This window comes from Marivirga sericea (assembly GCF_900177665.1).
GTDB classification, from domain to species: Bacteria; Bacteroidota; Bacteroidia; order Cytophagales; family Cyclobacteriaceae; genus Marivirga; species Marivirga sericea.
This window is the reverse complement of sequence record NZ_FXAW01000004.1, coordinates 410,130-430,423: the sequence shown is the minus strand read 5'-3', so window position 1 is coordinate 430,423 and position 20,294 is coordinate 410,130. Positions and strand designations below refer to the sequence as shown.

Sequence of the window (20,294 nt, the reverse complement as noted above, 5' to 3'; positions counted from 1 at the left end):
TTTAAATGAAAGTAAAGTATTTATTGATAATAATTTTAATTGCTTTATCCTCTGGCTGCACCTTGCATTTATTAAAGTGCAGTTTAAAATTATCCGATTATGAAAAGACTTATACCTTTCATTTTTCGAAGGAGGAATTAAAGAATCGAATTGTTGAAGCCTACACTTATGACAAGCGCCTGCTATCAAAGATTTTTGGATTAACATTAATTCAAAATGAAACGATTAACTTGGATTACAGACAAAGTATTGAAGTATGGCTAGATAGGCAAAATTGGGATGAATTTGAATCAGATATAAGAAACAGTACAGCAGATACTTTAAATTTACTAATGGGTAAGCATCTTAGTAGAAAGCAGATTAAATCCTTGGCAATTATCAGTGGTGATAGTAATAAGTCGAATCTAAGGATTAAAAATATTGAATATCACAGGAGAAGAAATTGCAATAAAGATCAAGAGTATTACCAAATCAGAATTTCAGAGAAGATTGATGCTAAGCTAATAGAAGAATTAAAATGATTTAAACTATCAGATGATAAGTATTGGCTTTGGATAATGTTTATTTTTATAGAATACCCCTACCGTTTTTTGTATTTGTAAATATTATTATCGTTTGTAATTTACAATCGTGAAATTTCAAGATCTTTTACTTTTCTTATTTAGCGGCATAGGAGCATTGAATGGGTTCTTTCTTGCCTCGTATTTTGCATTTTTTACGAGTAAAAAAAGTGGATCTACAAAGATCTTGTCCCTGTTAATTGCTACAGTTTCTATCCGCATATTAAAATCAACTTTGGTAGTAATACTGGAAGGATCATCCGATACTTTGGCGCCATTGGGCTTGCTTGCATGTATTTTCATAGGGCCTTTACTCTACCTATATGTGAAGGCCGTCATAAACATAGATTTCAACTGGCATGCTGCTTTAATAAAGCATTTATTTCCATTTGTACTTTTGCTAGTGATTGCCGGATTAATTTTCCCTAGTGAAGAGTGTTGGATTTGCTCAGAATGGTTAAGGCACATGATGTATGTCATATGGTTTTATTATATTTTGCTCACTATTATTACTTTAAAGAAGCCCTTTCGTAACTTATTGACTTATCATGGTAAGCTATCAGATCTTGACATTTGGTTAATTACGATAACTATTGGAATTGCCGTTGTTTGGTTGGCATACTTAATCACAAACTATAGTTCCTACATCATTGGAGCATGGTCTTTCACTTTTGTTTTTTATGCAGTACTTTTTATTTGGCTGTACAAATTTAAACGAACTTCTCTCTTCTTTGAAAAGCAGGAAAAGTATGTCGATAAAAAAATTAGAGCTGTTGAAGCAAAGGAATTTGGTCAAAGACTTCAATCTTTTTTTTATGTACAAAAGCCATTTAAAGATCCAAACTTGAAACTATCTGATGTCGCTTTATCACTAGAGGTCACTCCACATTACCTTTCGCAATTCCTTAATGATAATAAAAACATTACTTTTTCCTCTTATATAAATGAATACCGTGTAGAGGAAGCTAAGTTGCTGCTCGGTAGCAATAATTTGATCACAATAGAAGCAATTGGACAAGAGTGTGGTTTTAAATCAAACTCCTCTTTTTATTCGGCCTTTAAAAAATTGGAAGGCGTCACCCCAGCGAAGTTCAAGAAGCAGTATCTATAGACAACTATTTCTTTGAATTTATAAATCCGTAGACCTTAGGTGTTTTAAATCTCGAAATTTCTTAGTCGAACACATATCATTGTATCCTCTTGTTTCAGGTGATCAAGATTTAGAATGAAAAAAATGTCAAGTTGACACTTAAAATTAAGCGAACAGTAAATTGACTTTAAGTCCTGAAATTAAGGTAATGTTTATAAACTCTTAACACATTAATAATCAAAAATATCTCAAAATTTAAAAAACATACAATGAAAAAAATACTATTAATCTCAGTTATAATGCTTTTCGGAGCTAGATTATATGCACAAGAAACAGGAAATGATAGCTATACGATCCAAAGACTATTGATTTATAATCAGGAAGGTAAAATACTACTAGAAAAAAATGATTTCGGATGGATGACACCTGCATTGAGACATAATGCTAAGGAAACTATAATTGATGGACTTACAAATTTATCTTCTGGCTTTGGTCTCAAAACATCTAGTCCAAAGATTGCCGCTATTTTTATGTTTATATCTGATTACAAAAGCATTTCTCAATTTAGGCAGCATTATACGGCAAATGTTATTGACGGAGAATTGATTGTCCCCGAAAATGTAAAGGATGCTCAATGGTTTTCAATCAGTGAGGCAATAGAAATGATGTCATTACCAGATACCAAAGCCCCCTTTGTAATCAGAGATATGACCAAACAAATATTGCACTATCCTGAAATAATATGGGGAGGTTCATTTTTGTTAAGTAAAGAAGATGGCAAAATATCTTATGTAACGATTGAAAATTTTTATCCCCTAAGATAAATTGCTATTAAGGATATTATATCGATTGTTATAAGTACTCGGTGAGTATTGAATGGGTTTCAATTTTCCAAAGTAAATGGGCAAAACCAAAGCAAATTGGGGTGCGAAGCACTATTTGATAATGAAAAAGGCGTTCTCAGAAAACTCCAAAAGAAGTCCAATCTTATTCTTGACAAAGGATTAATAATATGGATCCGTTTTCTTAACGTAAGTTAACTTAAATATATTTTAAACCTTATTATTTTTTCTAAAGCTTTAATAAATCTTCCTGCTTATCTGCTGAAATAGGAAGGGAATTACTAGATAAAGCTATCAAAATATATAAAGTAGGCTGCTGATAAATACGAATTAAGCTTATCTGTAGTGCTAAATTATTGCCAGGTCTCTCTATTTTAAGTGAGTGACGGTTAAGAAGCATTATGGACTATTTGAGAGCAGTTTAATATAAGATTGGATTTAATATTTAGATCCATATTTTATCATAAGGATTTAGAAACAGACTTCATTAAATGTACTTCAAAGACCGTTAATAAAAAGTTGAAAATGAAAAACATTGTATTGGTCATTTTGAGTTTAATTTTTAACTCGTGCGGTGCTTTTAAGATCCATGATAAACACGAATTGATTGATTTTGAGGATAATCAAGTTCCAGATAACAACTTAAAATTAAATGGGTACTACTTTGCAGAATTAGAACGCGAAGCTCAAAGTTTTGACCAAATTCAAGGGGCAAAAATAAAGTATCTTTCAGTTTTTTTTATCTATGAAGATGGATTTGTTATTAATATTAGTGGCGTTGACGGATTAACAGAATATTATTGTGCCAAAAAAATGACTTTTGACAATACTTATGCAAGTGCACATGAAGCAATTGAATTGATGCTGGAATCTCAAAAATCTGAAGAAAGTAGAATTAGAAGAATTTGTGGATTTGAGCCGCATGACATTGGAAATAAGGGTGTTGCTAAAATTAGTAATGACAGCATAAAAATTCAGTTCTACCGTATTGAAAAACAAAAACCAAGAATAGATTCATTTAATTCAGCATATTTGTACGAAATAAATGGGATTATTAAGTCTGATTCCGGCTTTGTGATAAAAAATGAAATCGAATTTAGAACCAATAAAACAACAGTTGAAAATACAGTGTTCCAATTTAGACGAACTGAACAGAAACCTGATATCGATAATTATTTTATCAAGAATATCGATCGTTTTAAATAGGTGTATGCAAATTGTAGCTCCATTCTATAGCTAAGCAATCATTCTCACAACTAGTAAAGTTATCTTAAACGATAAAAGATACTAGTGTTATTTCGTTTGAATCTTCTGAAATAACTAGCCGCCAGATGTCAGATTAATAATAAAGACACGGAAGTTGAGTAACTTTCTTAAATTCACTAAGTAAAATTTATGTAAACTTTGTAACCGGTACACCCATTTAAAAGTCTTCTTAATTATTAATGGACGATCAAAAGCTTCAAAAATGTGTAGAGGAAGTGCAGAATGGAAATGCACCTGCGTTTTCCTATATAGTTGAAAAATATCAGTCATTAGCTTTTCATATCGCCTTACCTATTGTAAAGAAACATGAAGATGCTGAAGAGGTCGTACAAGATGCTTTCGTCAAAATTTATAGATTCATACATCAGTACAATGGAGAGTCGCGTTTTTCTAGTTGGCTTTACAAAATAGTTTTCAATACTGCATTAACCAAGGCAAAACTTAATCGGCAGCAACTTTTACGCAATGAAGAAGTCTCTAAACAGTATTTTGATAATAATGCCGAGTTGGTTCACTTGAAGGACGATCTGGAGTTTCAGAACCTACGTCAGTATATCGGGCTGGCACTGGACCGATTACGTCCAGATGAACGCTTACTAGTGACTTTGTTTTATTTAGGTGAAAAATCCATTGCAGAAATAGCAGAAATCACCACTTGGAAAGCATCTAAATGTAAAGTGAAGCTTATGCGTACAAGACAAAAATTGAAAGTGATATTAGCAAACAGAAAAGATGACTTATTATGAAAAAAGATAACTCCTCCTTGAAATCACCCTCCAGCGAATTGACTGAAAAGGTGATGCGAAAAATTGAAAAGCCATACACTCGAAAACTAATGATTACTAAACCATCAATGCTTTCGTCTTGGCCTTTCAAGTTAGTCGTTGTATTAGGTGTTTTATTGATTATAGCACTTGGGACACGGGTTAAAAGTATATCGAATGACGATACAGCTATCGTTGGTATGGGAGTTTTACTACTCGCTATAGCAGGTTTTTTAATTCCTATCGTTCTTAATTATGTAAAAAACCAAAAGAAATTGTAACCACCATTCCAGATTGGAAGTCTTCTGATCAAACTAATTAATTCAAATACATTATGGATTTTGGAACTACCCTATCATATGTCAGCTTGTACTTAGTCTCTCTGGCCATATTCTATTATTACTACACAACCAGAAATAAAGAAAGAATGGCCATAATTGAATTAGGAGCGAATCCGGATATGTTCAATTCAGAAGAGAAATATTATATCTTTTTCATTATTGGATTGGTAGCAATAGGCGTTGCTGTCGGTTTGGTAGTTGGATTATATCTCAATATGTTGGTTAAGCCTCTCAACCAGTCCATTATTTATATGGCCTCAATGCTGCTTTTTGGTGGCGCTTCCATGATTGCTGCATTTTTTTTAGTCCTTAAACGGATGAAAAAAGACCTCTAAATAAGTATTTAACTTTTACATCATTAAATCAAAAATTATGAAATTGAAATTTTTCATCCTGTCATTACTATGTCTTATTTTCTGTAGAATTGCTGTTGGTCAAAGTGGCGAAAGCGTCTCAAGTGTGAATAAAGGTGCTATTTTAAATCAGCTGCATCAAGATCACATAGGCGAGATTGCTTTTATGGATAAGTTTATTCCCTTTGCTTCCTTCCAGGAAACGGACTTTCTATCGGCTATAACTTTTACGGAACAAACGGAACTGAACATACGAGCCTTTTTACCAAAGACGCTAACAGCTTACTTGCAGGAGCTAAAACCTGGCCTCTCATTGGAGGAGTACTGTAATAAAGGCAACTTTGAATTTATCTTTGAAGTCGATGGACAAGAGATTTATAAAAATCGGCTTCCCTTTGGTGCGGGTAGTTGCCAGTCAAAAAATGAACAAACAGTCTATGGAATTCCCTTAAAACGAAATGACAACCCAGATCATTGGGGGAGATTTCTGTGGCAGAAATTTATGTACAAAGGAGGCGGAAATGAAGCATTGAGTGAAGGAACGCACAGTCTTACTATCTCAATCAGGCCCTATTTAGTTGTAGAAGAGACATTGGTTGGAAACATCATCGCAAGAGGATCTATAGACATAAAAAAAGAATGGCCGGCTATTGCTGACAGTAAAAAGAAGTTGAACATTCCTAAATCAGATGATTTTAAGGTTTATCAAAAAGACTTTGATCAGGATAGGGTTGAGTCATTGAAGGAAGCTATTCTAAAAGGGAAGTTCAAAGGGGTAACTAGCATTGTTGTTCTAAAAGATGGAGAGCTAGCAGTAGAAGAATACTTTAATGGAGCAAAGAAAAAAACGCTTCACGATACTCGGTCACTGACTAAAAGCTTCACCTCTAGTTTGGTAGGTATCGCTATCGATCAGGGATTTATTAAAAATGAATTTGTAAGGCTGAATAGCTTCTACAAGGGTAAGGAGGAAATTGCCAATGATAAAGCTAAAGCTGCTATATCAATTAATGATCTCCTCACCATGTCCTCTGATTTTGATGGAAATGATAGCGATTATGGTTCGCCAGGAAATGAAGAAAATATGTATGTAACCGATGACTGGGTGCATTTTGTATTGAATTTACCACTAAGAAAGCAGGCAGATCGTGGCACTTGGCAATACTTCACTGGTGGGGTTGTCGTATTGGGTGATATACTTGATCAGACGGTAGAAGGCTTAGAGGATTTTGCTGAAGAGAATCTTTTTGATCCGCTCAATATCAAAAAAGTGCGTTGGCAATATACGCCTACGAAGGTTCCAAATACGGCTGGTTCGTGCCGAATGAATGCACTTTCATTCGCAAAATATGGTCAATTGTATCTAAATAAAGGAAGTTGGAAAGGTCGACAATTGATTTCTGAAGAATGGATTGAAAAGACATTTACTCCTCATCAAAAAATTTCGACTGTAAATAATCAGGATTATGGTTATTTATTTTGGAACAGAGACCTTCAAGGTCCATCTAAAAAATACGACACCTATTTAGCTAGTGGAAATGGAGGGAATCATCTTATGATTTTGCAAGAACTGGAAATGGTTATTCTTATAACCGCAACGGAATACAACAAACCATATGCCCATCCTCAAGCTTTCGAGATGGTGGAAGACTATTTGATTCCTGCATTTGAGTGAATAAGCAATTTATGATATTTTCACCTAGTCCTTATTCTATTAAAAATTACATGATATAAATTATTATTTATCGAATTATGCTCTTTAGAAAAATGATTGGAAATAAAAACATATTGATAATCTAGTAGATGAAACTGTGGAGGCTTAAGGGACTAAATATTTTTTATCCTTTTTTAGTGCAATTTGCAGTATTTTTTACATGATAATTCATAGTACTTTTAGCATTCTTTAAGAATCAAGAAACTGAAGCAATACTTAGCCAGAGAGTTTTCTGAAAGCAATTTATAGGTTATATAAGAGAGGGTTCTTTTATTAACTTAAGTTAACATCAGATTACGTTTTGTCTTAATATGTTTGCATCAGTATTGATTTCCAATGAGCTTAACTTATCTAAGAAGTAGTGACGGTAGTAGTTAGGGTAATTGATACAAACCTATCAATAGATTGTTAGAACTTGTTTGTTGGAGGGATTCTAGCCAGAAGTGAAGCAATCTCTGGATAAAAAAGTGAATACGATTTTAAATCATAAACCTAAATATCTATACATGAATAATTTTTTAAAAACCCTCTTTGCAGTAATTACCTTATCTTTTTTATTTACTAACTGCAATACCGAAAACACCGATTCTAGTTCAAAAGGAAACCAATTTCACGATGAATTAGATTCGGTACTTACCACTTTATACCAAAATGGCGAGTTTAACGGAAACGTATTGGTTGCTAAAAATGATGAAATTATTTATAACAAAGGGTTTGGATTCTCTAATGGAGATAGAAAAACAATTTTATCAAAAACAGATAAATTCAACATTGGTTCTATTTATAAAGAAATTCCAGCGATCGCTATAATGCAATTAGAGGAAAAGGAATTACTAAAATTAGATGACCCAATATCAAAGTACTTGAGTCATTTACCCAATTGGTCAAATCAGATTACCATTCTAAACTTACTTCAATATACTGGTGGTCTTCCAAAAATAAATTGGGGAAAACATCCGGAAATAAATGATGAAGTCCTAATGAAAGATTTGCTTGAAATACCAGATTTGGAGTTTACGCCAGGAGAAGGTTATTTATACACAAATTATAGTCCTTTTCTACTTTCAAAAATTGTTGAGAGTGTATCAAGCAAAAGCTTTTCCGAGTATGCTACCCAAAACATTTTGAAACCATTAGAGCTAAATCAAAGTCACTTTAATGAATCATTTCCTTATAAAAACAGGAGTGCTATGGCTATTTCGTTTAACAATGAATTTATCGAAGACAAACCACCTTTTACAATAAAATCATCCATATTTTTATTTTCTACTACGACTAAAGATTTATTTAAGCTCCTGAAAGGCCTTCACTCATATAATTTAATCGAGAAAAACTCTGTAAAGGCTCTTGGTGAAACTGCTGAATTGGATATCAAGAATATGGAATCTGCTTTGGGTCAAATAAAATATCAAGGAAACCAGATAATTGAACATACTCATCACGGTAGCACTGGAAACTATGAATGTCTCATTAATAAAGATATCTCAAATAATAATACTATTATCATATTAACTAATAGTAAAAAAAGTAATGTTTACTCAATTAAAAATGCCATTGAGGATTTGATGTGATAAAGAAGCTGGTTTAGCTAGAGTTTCTATAAAGTTTTATTGCAGTAGTCAAAAGAGTAGGAAAGGCAGTTGCAAAAAGGGCTGTTTTTTCCACTCTATTGAACATCGGCCCGACCTGTTAATACCTTAGTTGAATTATTTTTTATCCATCTTCGATCGAGATAATTGGCTATCTGGAGTTCTTCTTTTTTACAATCTCAACTTTCTTCTATTACTACATATAGTATTTTTCATAGGTGTTTGAGTCCTAATATGGATTTTAGACAGCAACTATAAACGTCCGTAACTATTTGTTTTGAACCATGAAATCTATGAAATGAGATTTCGTAATTTAAATCAAAAAATAAGTATAGGTACGCCTTAGCCGTTTTTTGGTCAACAACTTATAATTATACACACTTAGGTTAATTTATAAATTCACTATTGTCAAAAAAACTGTAACCTTTTTGTGTTGACAGATATCCAACACACATAAACTTAAAAAAAAATAATATGGATGATTTTTTCTTTGGACCAGGAGTAGTACTGATAACCTTTTTTATAGCCGCAGCTTACTCAATATATAGTTTTATTAAAGCAGCCCATTTAGAGCGAATGGCTAAAATTGAAAAAGGTATTGATACTAATGCCCCTTCAAATAACAATCGCTACTTAGATTTAAAATTAGGGCTGTTGATGGTAGGTGTTGCGTTCGGTTTGCTATTGGCATACATGTTAGAAAAGGCCTTTCGAATTGACGAATTGGTTTTTTACCCTTCTTTTATGCTGTTGTTTGGTGGCAGTAGTCTCATTGTAGCATTTTTCTGGGTGAAGAAAATTAGAAAGAATAAATAGATTTATATGGATTCTCACTACATAGATGAGGTCTTGAAGGGTAATAGCAATGCTTTCAGTTATTTCATAAAAACGTATCAAAATAAAGCTTTTGGAGTCGCTGTTTCAATAGTGAAAAGCGAAGATGATGCTAAAGATGTTGTTCAGGACAGCTTTGTCGCAGCTTATTCTTCGCTACATAAGTTTCGAGTAGAATCTAAATTTTCCACCTGGTTTTACCGGATTGTGGTCAATAAGGCATTACAATTCATCAAACAAGAAAAGCGGAAACATGAGGTGGTCGGAGAATATTCAATTTCAGATGGTGAACGAACTGCATTGAATGACGCAATTGGTCAACTAGAAAAACAAGAGTTGAAGAAACTGATTAAAGCGGTATTTGAGAAAATTCCTGCAAAAGAAGCCTTGGTCTTGCAACTATTTTATATCGATGAACAAAATATGGTGGAGATTGAAGCTATTACCATGTTTACAAAGTCCAATGTAAAAGTTCTTCTTCACCGAGGTAGAACAAGTTTTTATAAAGTGCTTAAGGAGCAAAATCTTAATGAATATAAATATTATGAATAAGGAAGATCACTTAAAAGACATCTTTAGAGAAATAGATAATGTTAATGATCCTATCGATTTGGAAGAGCGTGTTCTGGGGGCAATAGCTACACAGGAAAGCTTACAAGGTAAAATTGGCCACTATAAAGCAAAAGCAATGATGGCTTTAAAACTATCAGTTGGTTTAATAGCTGTTTTAGGAATTCTGTTTAGCTTTTCGACTAATGTTCGAACTATGGAGTACTCCATCGTAACATATACTGCTGTAATCTTAACGCTCATTATTCTGTTCATACAGCTTGAGATTAGCAGAACGAGAACTGTTAAAAACCATAAAATTACTACATAATGAAAAAGATATCTACATATATAATTGTAATTCTACTCTTCGGATGTGACTTAAGTCAGGACAATCTCTATCGAGATAAGATTGGTGAAATTGATGAAAATCTAGAAAAGATCTCCAAGGAGAATGGCTATAGCGGTGCAGTTTTAATTGCTAAAAACGAGGAGGTACTTTTTAAAAAAGCTTACGGCTACGCAAATTTGGCGCATAATGTCCCTAATAGAATTGACACAAAGTTTGGAATAGCCTCAATGGGCAAAATGTTTACTGCCGTTGCAATCATGCAATTGGTACAACAAGATAAATTAAATCTTGACAGTACTGTGGGTGAAACGCTGCCAGATTACCCAAATACTACTGTGAGGGATAGTGTGACGATAGAACAGCTATTGGTTCATACCTCTGGATTAACCGATTTTTTTAATAATAAATTCGAACATCGTGCTAAACATAGTGTAAGAACGATTGCTGATTACTTTAGCTTGTTTAGAGATGATGAGCTACTGTTCTCACCGGGTACCGGATTCAGCTATAGCAATGCAGGTTATATTGTTCTTGGGATGATCATAGAGCGTTTGTCGGGAGATACTTACTATGAGTATGTTAATAAAAACATTTTTGAAGTCGCGGGAATGAAGAATACAGGGAATTATGAAACTGATAGATCAATTCCAAATATTGCCGAGGGATACATTAAGAAAGATGAACATGGTATTTGGACAACAAGTACCTATATGAAAGGAGCCAAAGGCAGCTCTGCAGGAGGTGCCTATTCCACAGTGGAAGACTTACTAAAATTTGCTATTGCACTTAAAAATAATAAACTGATTTCAAAAGAAAGCCTGGCACAAATGATCTCTAACGATGTTCACGATGCTTACGGTTATGGTTTTACGCTCAATAAGTTCAACGGTATTGAAGTGTATGGACATAATGGGGGCGCTCATGGCGTTTCAGGTGAATTGGATATTTATCGAAGTACAGACCTTGTAGTCGCTACTTTATCAAATAGGGGGCCATTGGATGGATGGGTAGATGTAAGAAGTATGATACGTGAAAAGCTAGCAGGTTCTACTTCGGAAACTAATAAATATATAGGTACCAAAGAGCTCATAGAAATCTATGAATCCCAAGGTTTTGATGCCGCAATTGCCAAACTAGATTCCATGGAAGGCAATATATCTGATAAATATATTATGGATGCCGCCAATAAATATCGTGAGTCCAAGGAGTTTGACAAAGCTATTGATTTACTTGAGATACTTGCTACCGCTATACCTGATTCATGGTATATTTTTAGCATTCTGGCGGACACTTATTTAGACTCAGGAGATAAAGTGCTCGCCATTGAGAATTACCATAAAAGTTTAAAATTAGATTCAAATAATCAGTGGGCGATAGAAAAATTAGATACGCTCGAATAAAGGAAATAATCAACCTATAAATTCTAGTCAAGACTAGAGAAATTATCTTTTTTACAATTGACAGATCCATAAAACATTTATCGTTTTATGGATTTTTATATTTGTAGGTGAAGTCAAAGCAATTCTCAGTCTCCCTTAGTCAAAATATATATTGGATGTATTAGGCACTCGAATTTTCCAGACCAGTGCAAATTGATTATATGTTTTGGTCTGTTTTATATGAGTTATCTAGTCAAAATTGTAACCTTCTTAAGTTGACAATAATCTTAATAACAAAAAACACAATTATGACTGATTATATCAATGGATTTGGAATTTTATTACTGATGTTGCTCATAGTGCCTGCTTATAGGAAATCTACTTTTATGACAAACTTTTACGCGAATCAAAGGACTTTCTTCAAAAAGGCACTTATTAACCGGAGTGTTGTAATTTTGATTTGCTCAATGGTATTAATGCCTTCTGTATCTGCATATGCACAAATGACGACAGAGCAAATTGACAGTATAGCAAATAAGGCTTTTAGCACAATGAATAATACTGCAGGCTTTGCAATAGGTGTAGTAAAAGATGGAAAGATTGTTCACGTCAAAGGATATGGTGTTAGTTCGGTCAATTCAAAAGAAGCAGTAACCGCAGACACTCCATTTGGTATTGCCTCGAATTCTAAAGCATTTACTTCTACTGCATTGGCTATTTTGGTTGAACAAGGAAAAGTTAATTGGGAAGATAAGGTAATTGATTACATACCCGAGTTTAAAATGTACGATGAGTATGTCACGAACAACTTTAATATCCAAGACCTATTGACTCATCGAAGTGGTTTAGGGCTTGGTGCTGGCGACCTAATGATTTTTCCAGATGGTTCGGATTTTACAATTGATGATGTACTTACTGCCTTTCAATATTTCGAACCTACCACTCCTTTTAGAACCAAATTCGATTATGACAATTTATTATATTTAGTTGCAGGTGAACTGATTGCAAGGGTTTCTGGCAAGTCATGGGAAACATATGTTGAAGAAAATATTTTTGATCCATTAGGCATGAATCATACATATGGCAGTATAAGTCATGCAATGAAAAATGATAATCCAGCTTCTCCCCATTTTTTTGATGGCCAATCTTTAAAAGTGATTGAATACCCCGTGATTTCAGGGAATTCTGAGATTAAGGAAAAAATGAATGGTGCAGCCGGTGGAATTTGGGCCAGCGCGAATGATATGTGCAAGTGGATGTTAATGCATTTAAATGAAGGTAAATATGGTGCTAAAATGGAGGAAGCATTGTTCCCTAGAGTACAGCAACAAGAAATGTGGCGGGTACATACGGCTATTAATAAGCAAGCAGACCCAAGGTCGCCATTTAAGTCCCACTTTTCCGGCTATGGTTTAGGTTGGTTTTTGTCTGATTTTAACGGGTATTTCAAAGTTGAACATTCTGGTTTAGTAGCAGGCATGGCATCAGAAGTAACTTTGATCCCCGAATTAGAGCTTGGTATTGTTGTTCTTAATAATTCGGAAGCTGCTGGTTCTGAATTCTTGAATGGACTGATGGGTTTTATATTATTGGATGAGTATTTGAAATTAGAAACTGGTATAAACTGGTTAGAGATGGCTAAAGGCATGCAGCAGCAAAGAATATCAATGAGGGACCCTGATGCGGAAAAAGTTTGGAATCAGGTTGAGGCAAACAAAAATGTTAAAATTAAAAAGGAAAACTATTTAGGGATTTACAAGGATGACTGGTTTGGCAAGGTTGAAGTGTTCGATAGAGATGGAGAATTATGGTTCAAATCTTATAAGTCACCAAGGCTAAATGGGAAAATGGTATTTTATGAAAGCAATACTTTTGCTATAAAATGGGAGTATCAAGACATGAAAGCCGATGCCCTTGCTAGTTTTTCAATGAATGAAGATGGAAAAGCAATAAGCATTAAAATGAAAGGTATCTCACGTTTCATTGATTTCAGTTTTGATTTTCAAGATTTGGACTTGCAAAGAGTTAGTCAGAAGCCGTAAATAAAAACAAATAATATAAACTAAATTTTTCAAAAGGTTCTGTATGTTGTTAATTTACAGAACCTTTTTCTTTACCGGAGTGAAACCAATATAAACATCCCACTATAAAAGTTTTATATATCAAATACAAATAAACAATGTTTCTTAACTCTGTAGGCTTCATTTATGAAACAGTCTTTATATGGTGAACGGTTGCAGGTAACTAATCAGTCAAATGAAGGTATTTCTTGTCGCCAATTACATATAGTTTTACTTTTATAGGGTATCTTTGCTTTTCTCCATAGAGAACAGACCTTTCAAAACAGTAGGATACAGTTAGGATGATAATCTATCTTGTTATATTTAACGATCTGGGTAGCTCAAAACACTTAATTAAATAAACGAAGCAGCACAGTAAGTCCCTGAATATTTTCATAAGCAAGCTGAAAATGGCAATTACTTCTATATGATGGTAGCATTGGTTAGCTTTAAATTTTTTCGAACACAATCGGAAGACCTTTATTAGAAATCATTTCAAACTCATTTTTTGTTTGCTTTTTAAACGTTATGGTTTCATTATTTCGCTCGATGAAAAAAGTATTCTCATTAATTGGCATTAAAAGTAGTGATCCAAGTCTTTTGCTTTTCAAGTATAATTTATTGTTTTGTTCTATGATAATTTTAACCTCATTAGAGAAAGGTGATTGATAGCTTCCAGCGTATTCTTTTAATAGTGCTGTGTTTGGATAGTCATTATTGAAATATGCGGAATTAAGTAATATTGATGCGATCTTGATAGGAGCACCATATGAAAGTCCAACATCATATTTACAGTACCCACAATTTCGTAAATGTGCAATAAAAAGTTTTGATTTTGGGAAATACAAGACTATTGCACCGTAACCCCATCCTAAACCATCGTGCAGTACAAAATCATGACCGTTCAAGTTTCCTGTAAATACACCATATCCATTTGCTGCGTATGTGCCATTATTATACTGAATAGGTCTTATTAGCTTTTCTAGATTTTTTTGGCTTATAATTTCATAACTCATTAGAGCTTCATACCACCTTGATAGATCTTCAACCGTAGACATTAGGCCACCTGCTGAATAGAAGTAAGAATCATCACTATCTATTTTCCTAACTTGGTAATCTTGTCCGTCAAAAGAATCGTATCCTATGGCTCTATCCTTTATGACTTTGGAAGTACTCTCTAAAAAAGTATTGTTCATTCTTAGTGGTGTGAAGAAAACTTCTTTCAGATATGCTTCATAGGTTTTACCACTGACGAGCTCAATGATGTATCCTAATAATTGATAGGCTACATTGTTATAATCAAATTTATTTCCAGGTTTGGCATCAAACTTTTCCTTTGTAAAATATTCCAGAATGAAATCAGGGTTATTTTTGTTTTTAATAGCTCTTTTAAAGTTATTACGTTGCTGTTCATCGTTTTTGTATTCCATACCTGAGCTATGAGATAACAAGTGGCCAATAGTAATTTCCCCACCTTCTTTTGGAAAGTTCGGTACAAACTTCGATACTGTATCATTTAGGGAAATTTTTCCTTTCTCTATTAATGTAAAAATAGCTACAGCCGTGAAAGGTTTGGTTAAGGACGCAATGTTGAAGAGATTATTTAGTTGCATATCTATATCTAATTCTAGATTGCTTTTGCCGAATGCAGCCGAAGCGATATGCTTTCCATTTTGTGTTGCAAGAAAAGTTCCCCCTGGTTCATCAGCAGGGAAAAAGGATAGAATTTCAGCAATACTTTTTGCGCTGATTTTAAGTTCTGTTTCTTGTTCTGTTATTGGTTTTTCGTTTTGGGAGCGGCATGTTAATGCAAAAAGACATATTGTAATTAGTACGATGTATTTGTAAGTTCTCATAAGTGAAAAAATTATTTACTGCAAAAAAACAACTATGAGGTTGTATTATTCGACCGAATAATTTATTCGAACTCTTTTTTTTGAAACTTTTTCCGGTAAACTATAGGTGTGATTCCTGTTGCTTTTTTAAAGGCGGTATTAAAGGAAGATTTAGAGTTATACCCAACTCGGTATAATATTTCAAGTATCGTAAGTTTTGATTGTGTTGTGTCTTCTAATATTTCTTTCGCTTTAATTATTCTATACTTATTTATAAATTCATAAAAGTTTAAATTTAATTGCGTATTTATTAAAATTGAGAGGTCTCTTTCTTCCATTTGAATTTGGCTAGCTAAACTCTTAATTGTTAAATCTGAATCTAAATAAGGCTCTTTTTCTAGCATATACTCTTGCAGTTTTTCTTCTTGTCTATTCCAGAGTTCTATCTTAGGGTTATTTCTTTCTTTTTTTAATGTGGAGGCCAATTGCAGATTCGAAGAAATTCCTCTAAATAAATTAGGGGCATTTAATGCTTTAAAAATAAGCCAACAAGTGAAGCCAAGCATAATCAATGAGGTAGAGAATCTTAATGTAGAAATATAGCCAAAATGACTTCCAAAGCGATAAATATTCTTTATGAGTGCAAATATGAATAAAAGCAAACAAATGATATTCATTTGAAACAACCATTTATAATTTGTATCTGTATTTGCAGAATAGTTTTCAAATAGGAGATTTTTGTACCTGGCAAGTAAAACAAAAGTAACTGTGATATAAAATAGATTTTGAATATGAGCTAATATATAGGATAATTTACCTTCGAAGGTATGGGTGTAATTATGATAGAATAAAAGCTGTTCGCTTTTATTTTCTAAATAAAAATTTGGAAGTAATAGTCCTGTACTAACAATAAATGGAATGAGTAACTGAAGATGTTTTGATGAGAGTTTAAAATCTGAATAGATTATCGATAATGTAAACAGGTAAAGTAAAGGTGCTTGAAAAAATGCTCCAATATCCATTCTTAAAATATCAAAAACGGGATTAAAATTAAAAAAAGAAAAAGTAGAGGGAATAATGTCAACAGTTCTAACCAGTAGAAAAAGAGCTAGCAAAACATTGCCAATTTTATTGTTTGATTTTACGTAGAATAAAAAGAATGCGAAAAATAGTGATGTGAAAATTAATAGGGTATTTGCGTAATGAAGGAGTAAATCAGCATTCATGAATTGGAAAAGTATATTATAGATCTGATCACCTCCTTTTTTTAGGACAGCTATAAAATTATTATTTCCTCTGACACGCTGCCTTTTTTATAGGTTCTCTATTCTATTTACATATAGAACATGTTATTTTGAAAATAAAAATAATCTTTATAATCTTAATCCACGAATTTCGCTATCCATTTTGTTATTATTTTTGATATTTTTGAGTTTCAAGTGGTATTAAACACATTTTATATACCAATTTAATATGTTAGTTATCCTCTTTTGTTATGGAAGTAATCACAAAAATACTGAAGTGCAAAATAGGATTCAATGGACTAAAAACTAAAGATTTCTACCAAACTCATTGAACTATCTTTCTCAAATATTATTCTTTTTTGGTGCTATTGGAGCTTTCAATAGTTTATTAGTATCGATATATATTTTACTGAATAGATTATATAGCAAACTAGAGCATCGAATTTTCGGCTTGTTCATGCTCGTTCTTAGTTTAAGAATTTTAAAGGGAGTATTCTATTCTTTTTCAACAGAAGATCCAATTTGGTTTTTACAAACTGGACCTTCCTTTTTTTTATTAATTGGCCCACTACTATTTTCCTATTTTCTTTGTTTAATAGCTCCTAGCTCTTTTTGGGTTAAGCAATGGAAGTATCATTTGTTTTTTTGGATAGTCATTGTAGTTATCACTATGATATGGATGCCTTTTACAGACCACAATGAATTTCACAAAAGCGTATTGCTACCAATTATCAACTCTCACTGGTTGGCTTATATTTTCCTCTGTGGATTTTTCGTAATATCAAATTATAAAAAGACATTGAAGATGAACTGGCTCATCATTCTTCTTATTTCAGTGTTGATTGTTTGGATGCTTTTCTTTTTTATCCCTTTTGATTTCTTTGTTACGGGCTCTATTGTGTTTTCTTCAATATTCTACACTTGTTTTATATTTATGATTTTAAACAAGAAAGTAGCTAATGAAATTTTCCAAAAAGTAAAAATTAGGACGAAGTCAGAGCATTCTGAAAAAAGTAAAGTTGAAGTTAAAAGAATATTGTCTTTAATGATAGATGAAAAACCTTACCTCCAACCGAATTTAAAGCTTTTGGATATTGCTGAGACACTAGATACCCCTGCTCACCAGCTATCAAAACTTATTAATGAGAATTTTGGTAAAAGTTTTACCGATTTTATCAACGAGTATCGAATTGATGAAGCGAAGGAGCTTTTACAAGAAAATTCCCTCTTTACTATTGAAGCAATAGGTAACCATTGTGGATTTAAATCTAAATCAGCATTTTATAAGGCCTTTAGGAAATCTACAAATATGACACCTTCTAAGTTTTTACTCAAAAAGTAAGTTCTGTTTTAGGAATCAGAACCTTATTTTAGCTTTTTAGCGCTGATGCTTAATTATTAAGGTAGTAGAATTGTAAAAAATATAAATTGAACATGAAATTTACAAGACTATTCTTACTACTAATCAGCACCATTATTCTCAGCTGTAACGGTCAAAATAAAGAAAAAAAATCAATTAAAGATGCAATAGTTTCACATTCATATGATGATATTGATGTAGCTATTATGTATTACAAAAAGCTAAAACTAGAAGATCTTGATTCTTACAATTTTAGCGATGAGAATGAATTAAATAATTTAGGCTATCAATTGCTAAATGATAATCGAGTAGAAGATGCTATAAAGATCTTTAAACTTTTGGTCTCCGAATTTCCACAATCCGCTAATGCTTACGATAGTCTAGGAGAAGCCTACAGAAAAAATGGTGATATAAAGTTAGCCTTAGAAAATTATAGAAAATCGCTAGAACTGAACCCTAAAAACCGGAATGCAGAAAGCGTTATTCTAAGTATAGAGAATGAAAATAGAGACAAAGATAAATTCTATAAAGTATATACTAGAAAAGAGTATGTAGCAGATTTAGAAGAATTGGCTGATAACTTAACAACAGTAAATCCACATCCTTTTAAGTTTATGGCTAAAGAAGATTTTTGGAAGGTGGTTGACGCTAAGAAAAGATTTATCTCAGATTCCACAACTTATGGGGAGTTTATTTGGCACTGCAGTGAAATAGTGGCCAATATTAATTGTTTTCATTCTAGTTTAGGTTACTTTAATCAAGAAAGAGAAATGCTACCTACGGAACTTCGTTTTCCACTTGAAACAAGGTTTATTGGCAATAAGCTTTACGTGACAAAACACTTGTCAAATTCTCATATTAAAGAAGGGAGTGAAATCTTGACAATAAATGGAAGAAAGGTGGTAGACTTACAAGCTGAAATTTATAAACATATTTCTACTCAAGGTCATATTGAAACTAGTAAGGAATATTTTTATCCTGGATATGGAACAGCCTATATAGCGTATGCTCTAGGATTTCCTACTAAGTATGAAATTAGGTTAGAGGGTATAAAGCATCCAATAAAGCTTAAACAACTAGGCAAATATGAGCCACTTAAAAGAGTTTACGCAACAAACCTGTGTAAGAGCCGAGACTTATGTTTAGATTTTATCAATGACGAAACAGCGGTCCTAACAATTATCAATTCAGGAGCTTATTACGGGAATAGGTTTACAATTTACAAAGACTTTATTGACGAAAGTTTTCAAGAGATTAGAAATAGGGGCATAAAAAACCTTATAGTTGATATGCGTAGTAATGGCGGTGGTCCAGGTAATACGGGTATTTACTTATTACAACATCTCGCCAAGCAGCCTTTCATTTATAAATCGGTCTCTGAAGGATCTAATGTGGCTGGTCAATCTTTTGAGCCATTTGAGAATGGATTCAAAGGCAACACTTATTTTTTAATAGATGGTGAAGGGGGGTCTACAACTGGACACATTCTGGCTTTAGTTAAAAAATTAAATATGGCAACCATTATTGGCGAAGAATTGGGTGGGAATCACTTTTGCACCGGAGGTCAGAGGGTTTTTAAATTGTCGAATACAGAGGTTTTCTATTATATAGGAAGGTTTACAAACATTTCATCGGCAAATGAATTCCCAGATAATAGAGGGATTATGCCAGATCATTTTGTAGAAAAAAGTATACAAGATTATCTTAATGATAATGATCCTGTTTTGAAATATACACTTGAACTTATTCAGGATAAATGAAATTGACGCTATGAAATCTCTGAAATTGAACTAAGATAGTTTAGCCATTGAATTAAATGTTTTGATGAGTATTTTTTGGATTCTTTTCCCTTTCATATTAACGCTACAATATATTTTGTAATCGTAAAACAAAACGAATAACTAAGAATTGTAACTGTAAATATTTTCCGTTCTTTCACTCGTTAAATGGAGTTAATCGGCCTTCAAATTGTATTTACAGGAATCCACAGATACTCTATTGGATGAAATGAGTATTTATCTTTTATGGCACAAATTGTAGTATATAAATTGTTAGAATTTAGTGCAATGGAATCACTTATTATGGCTTATATAGCTGCAACAGCGTTTTTGCTGCTAGGAGATTTTAAAATAATTAATACAAATTGGATTACTTCAAAAGTG

At 32.9% G+C, this 20,294-nt stretch carries 19 protein-coding genes; 16 read left to right on the top strand and 3 right to left on the bottom strand.

The genetic code is table 11. From position 1 onward, the window contains the following. Nucleotides 1-5: 5 nt before the first annotated feature. Nucleotides 6-521 carry a hypothetical protein gene (locus tag B9Y84_RS11740; RefSeq protein WP_085517440.1) on the top strand — a complete coding sequence of 172 codons (516 nt, stop codon included), beginning with the start codon at nt 6-8 and terminating at the stop codon, nt 519-521. Between the two features lie 117 nt (nt 522-638). Here B9Y84_RS11740 and B9Y84_RS11735 read toward each other — a convergent pair whose 3' ends face one another. Then, on the bottom strand, nt 639-863 hold the full coding sequence (locus tag B9Y84_RS11735; RefSeq protein ID WP_085517439.1) for a hypothetical protein: 225 nt from the start codon (nt 861-863) through the stop codon (nt 639-641). A 22-nt stretch (nt 864-885) separates the two neighbouring features. On the opposite strand from B9Y84_RS11735, the gene B9Y84_RS11730 reads away from it, so the two are divergent. The 13 genes from B9Y84_RS11730 (at nt 886) to B9Y84_RS11670 (ending at nt 13,675) form a co-directional block, all read left to right on the top strand. Continuing rightward, entirely contained in the window at nt 886-1,671 is a 786-nt protein-coding gene (locus B9Y84_RS11730; protein ID WP_085517436.1) for a helix-turn-helix domain-containing protein, read from the top strand. Nucleotides 1,672-1,919: 248 nt separating this feature from the next. Beyond that, complete coding sequence (locus B9Y84_RS11725; RefSeq protein ID WP_085517435.1) at nt 1,920-2,474, top strand: NUDIX hydrolase; 555 nt, start codon at nt 1,920-1,922, stop codon at nt 2,472-2,474. Nucleotides 2,475-3,017: 543 nt separating this feature from the next. Further along, nucleotides 3,018-3,698, top strand: coding sequence for a hypothetical protein (locus tag B9Y84_RS11720; RefSeq protein ID WP_139828015.1), 681 nt, complete (start codon nt 3,018-3,020; stop codon nt 3,696-3,698). A 239-nt stretch (nt 3,699-3,937) separates the two neighbouring features. After that, a complete protein-coding gene (locus B9Y84_RS11715; protein ID WP_085517433.1) occupies nt 3,938-4,504 on the top strand; it encodes an RNA polymerase sigma factor in 567 nt (188 codons plus the stop codon). Further along, nucleotides 4,501-4,803, top strand: coding sequence for a hypothetical protein (locus B9Y84_RS11710; RefSeq protein ID WP_085517432.1), 303 nt, complete (start codon nt 4,501-4,503; stop codon nt 4,801-4,803). The genes B9Y84_RS11715 and B9Y84_RS11710 overlap by 4 nt, the downstream gene beginning before the upstream one ends. Nucleotides 4,804-4,856: 53 nt before the next feature. Then, nucleotides 4,857-5,198, top strand: coding sequence for a DUF6249 domain-containing protein (locus B9Y84_RS11705; protein ID WP_085517431.1), 342 nt, complete (start codon nt 4,857-4,859; stop codon nt 5,196-5,198). Nucleotides 5,199-5,235: 37 nt separating this feature from the next. Continuing rightward, the gene (locus B9Y84_RS11700) at nt 5,236-6,891 is read left to right on the top strand and encodes a serine hydrolase domain-containing protein (protein WP_085517430.1); all 1,656 of its coding nucleotides are present in this window, start codon (nt 5,236-5,238) and stop codon (nt 6,889-6,891) included. A gap of 545 nt (nt 6,892-7,436) precedes the next feature. Continuing rightward, a complete protein-coding gene (locus tag B9Y84_RS11695) occupies nt 7,437-8,501 on the top strand; it encodes a serine hydrolase domain-containing protein (RefSeq protein WP_085517429.1) in 1,065 nt (354 codons plus the stop codon). A 492-nt stretch (nt 8,502-8,993) separates the two neighbouring features. Then, a complete protein-coding gene (locus B9Y84_RS11690; RefSeq protein ID WP_085517428.1) occupies nt 8,994-9,335 on the top strand; it encodes a DUF6249 domain-containing protein in 342 nt (113 codons plus the stop codon). Nucleotides 9,336-9,341: 6 nt separating this feature from the next. Next, nucleotides 9,342-9,905, top strand: coding sequence for an RNA polymerase sigma factor (locus B9Y84_RS11685; protein WP_085517427.1), 564 nt, complete (start codon nt 9,342-9,344; stop codon nt 9,903-9,905). Continuing rightward, the gene (locus tag B9Y84_RS11680) at nt 9,898-10,233 is read left to right on the top strand and encodes a hypothetical protein (protein WP_139828014.1); all 336 of its coding nucleotides are present in this window, start codon (nt 9,898-9,900) and stop codon (nt 10,231-10,233) included. The genes B9Y84_RS11685 and B9Y84_RS11680 overlap by 8 nt, the downstream gene beginning before the upstream one ends. After that, the gene (locus tag B9Y84_RS11675) at nt 10,233-11,654 is read left to right on the top strand and encodes a serine hydrolase domain-containing protein (protein WP_085517425.1); all 1,422 of its coding nucleotides are present in this window, start codon (nt 10,233-10,235) and stop codon (nt 11,652-11,654) included. The genes B9Y84_RS11680 and B9Y84_RS11675 overlap by 1 nt, the downstream gene beginning before the upstream one ends. Nucleotides 11,655-11,941: 287 nt before the next feature. Then, complete coding sequence (locus B9Y84_RS11670; RefSeq protein ID WP_245830856.1) at nt 11,942-13,675, top strand: serine hydrolase; 1,734 nt, start codon at nt 11,942-11,944, stop codon at nt 13,673-13,675. Between the two features lie 467 nt (nt 13,676-14,142). Here B9Y84_RS11670 and B9Y84_RS11665 read toward each other — a convergent pair whose 3' ends face one another. Continuing rightward, nucleotides 14,143-15,549 carry a serine hydrolase domain-containing protein gene (locus tag B9Y84_RS11665; protein WP_085517424.1) on the bottom strand — a complete coding sequence of 469 codons (1,407 nt, stop codon included), beginning with the start codon at nt 15,547-15,549 and terminating at the stop codon, nt 14,143-14,145. Nucleotides 15,550-15,611: 62 nt separating this feature from the next. Next, nucleotides 15,612-16,754, bottom strand: a complete 1,143-nt coding sequence (locus B9Y84_RS11660; protein WP_085517423.1) for a helix-turn-helix domain-containing protein — start codon at nt 16,752-16,754, stop codon at nt 15,612-15,614. Between the two features lie 823 nt (nt 16,755-17,577). Here B9Y84_RS11660 and B9Y84_RS20630 point away from each other — a divergent pair. Next, nucleotides 17,578-18,114: a helix-turn-helix domain-containing protein gene (locus B9Y84_RS20630; RefSeq protein WP_176223781.1), complete on the top strand. Its 537-nt coding sequence runs from the start codon at nt 17,578-17,580 to the stop codon at nt 18,112-18,114. Nucleotides 18,115-18,206: 92 nt separating this feature from the next. Then, nucleotides 18,207-19,892 (top strand): S41 family peptidase, encoded by a 1,686-nt coding sequence (locus B9Y84_RS11650; RefSeq protein ID WP_085517421.1) that lies wholly within the window; start codon nt 18,207-18,209, stop codon nt 19,890-19,892. The last annotated feature ends 402 nt before the right edge of the window (nt 19,893-20,294 follow it).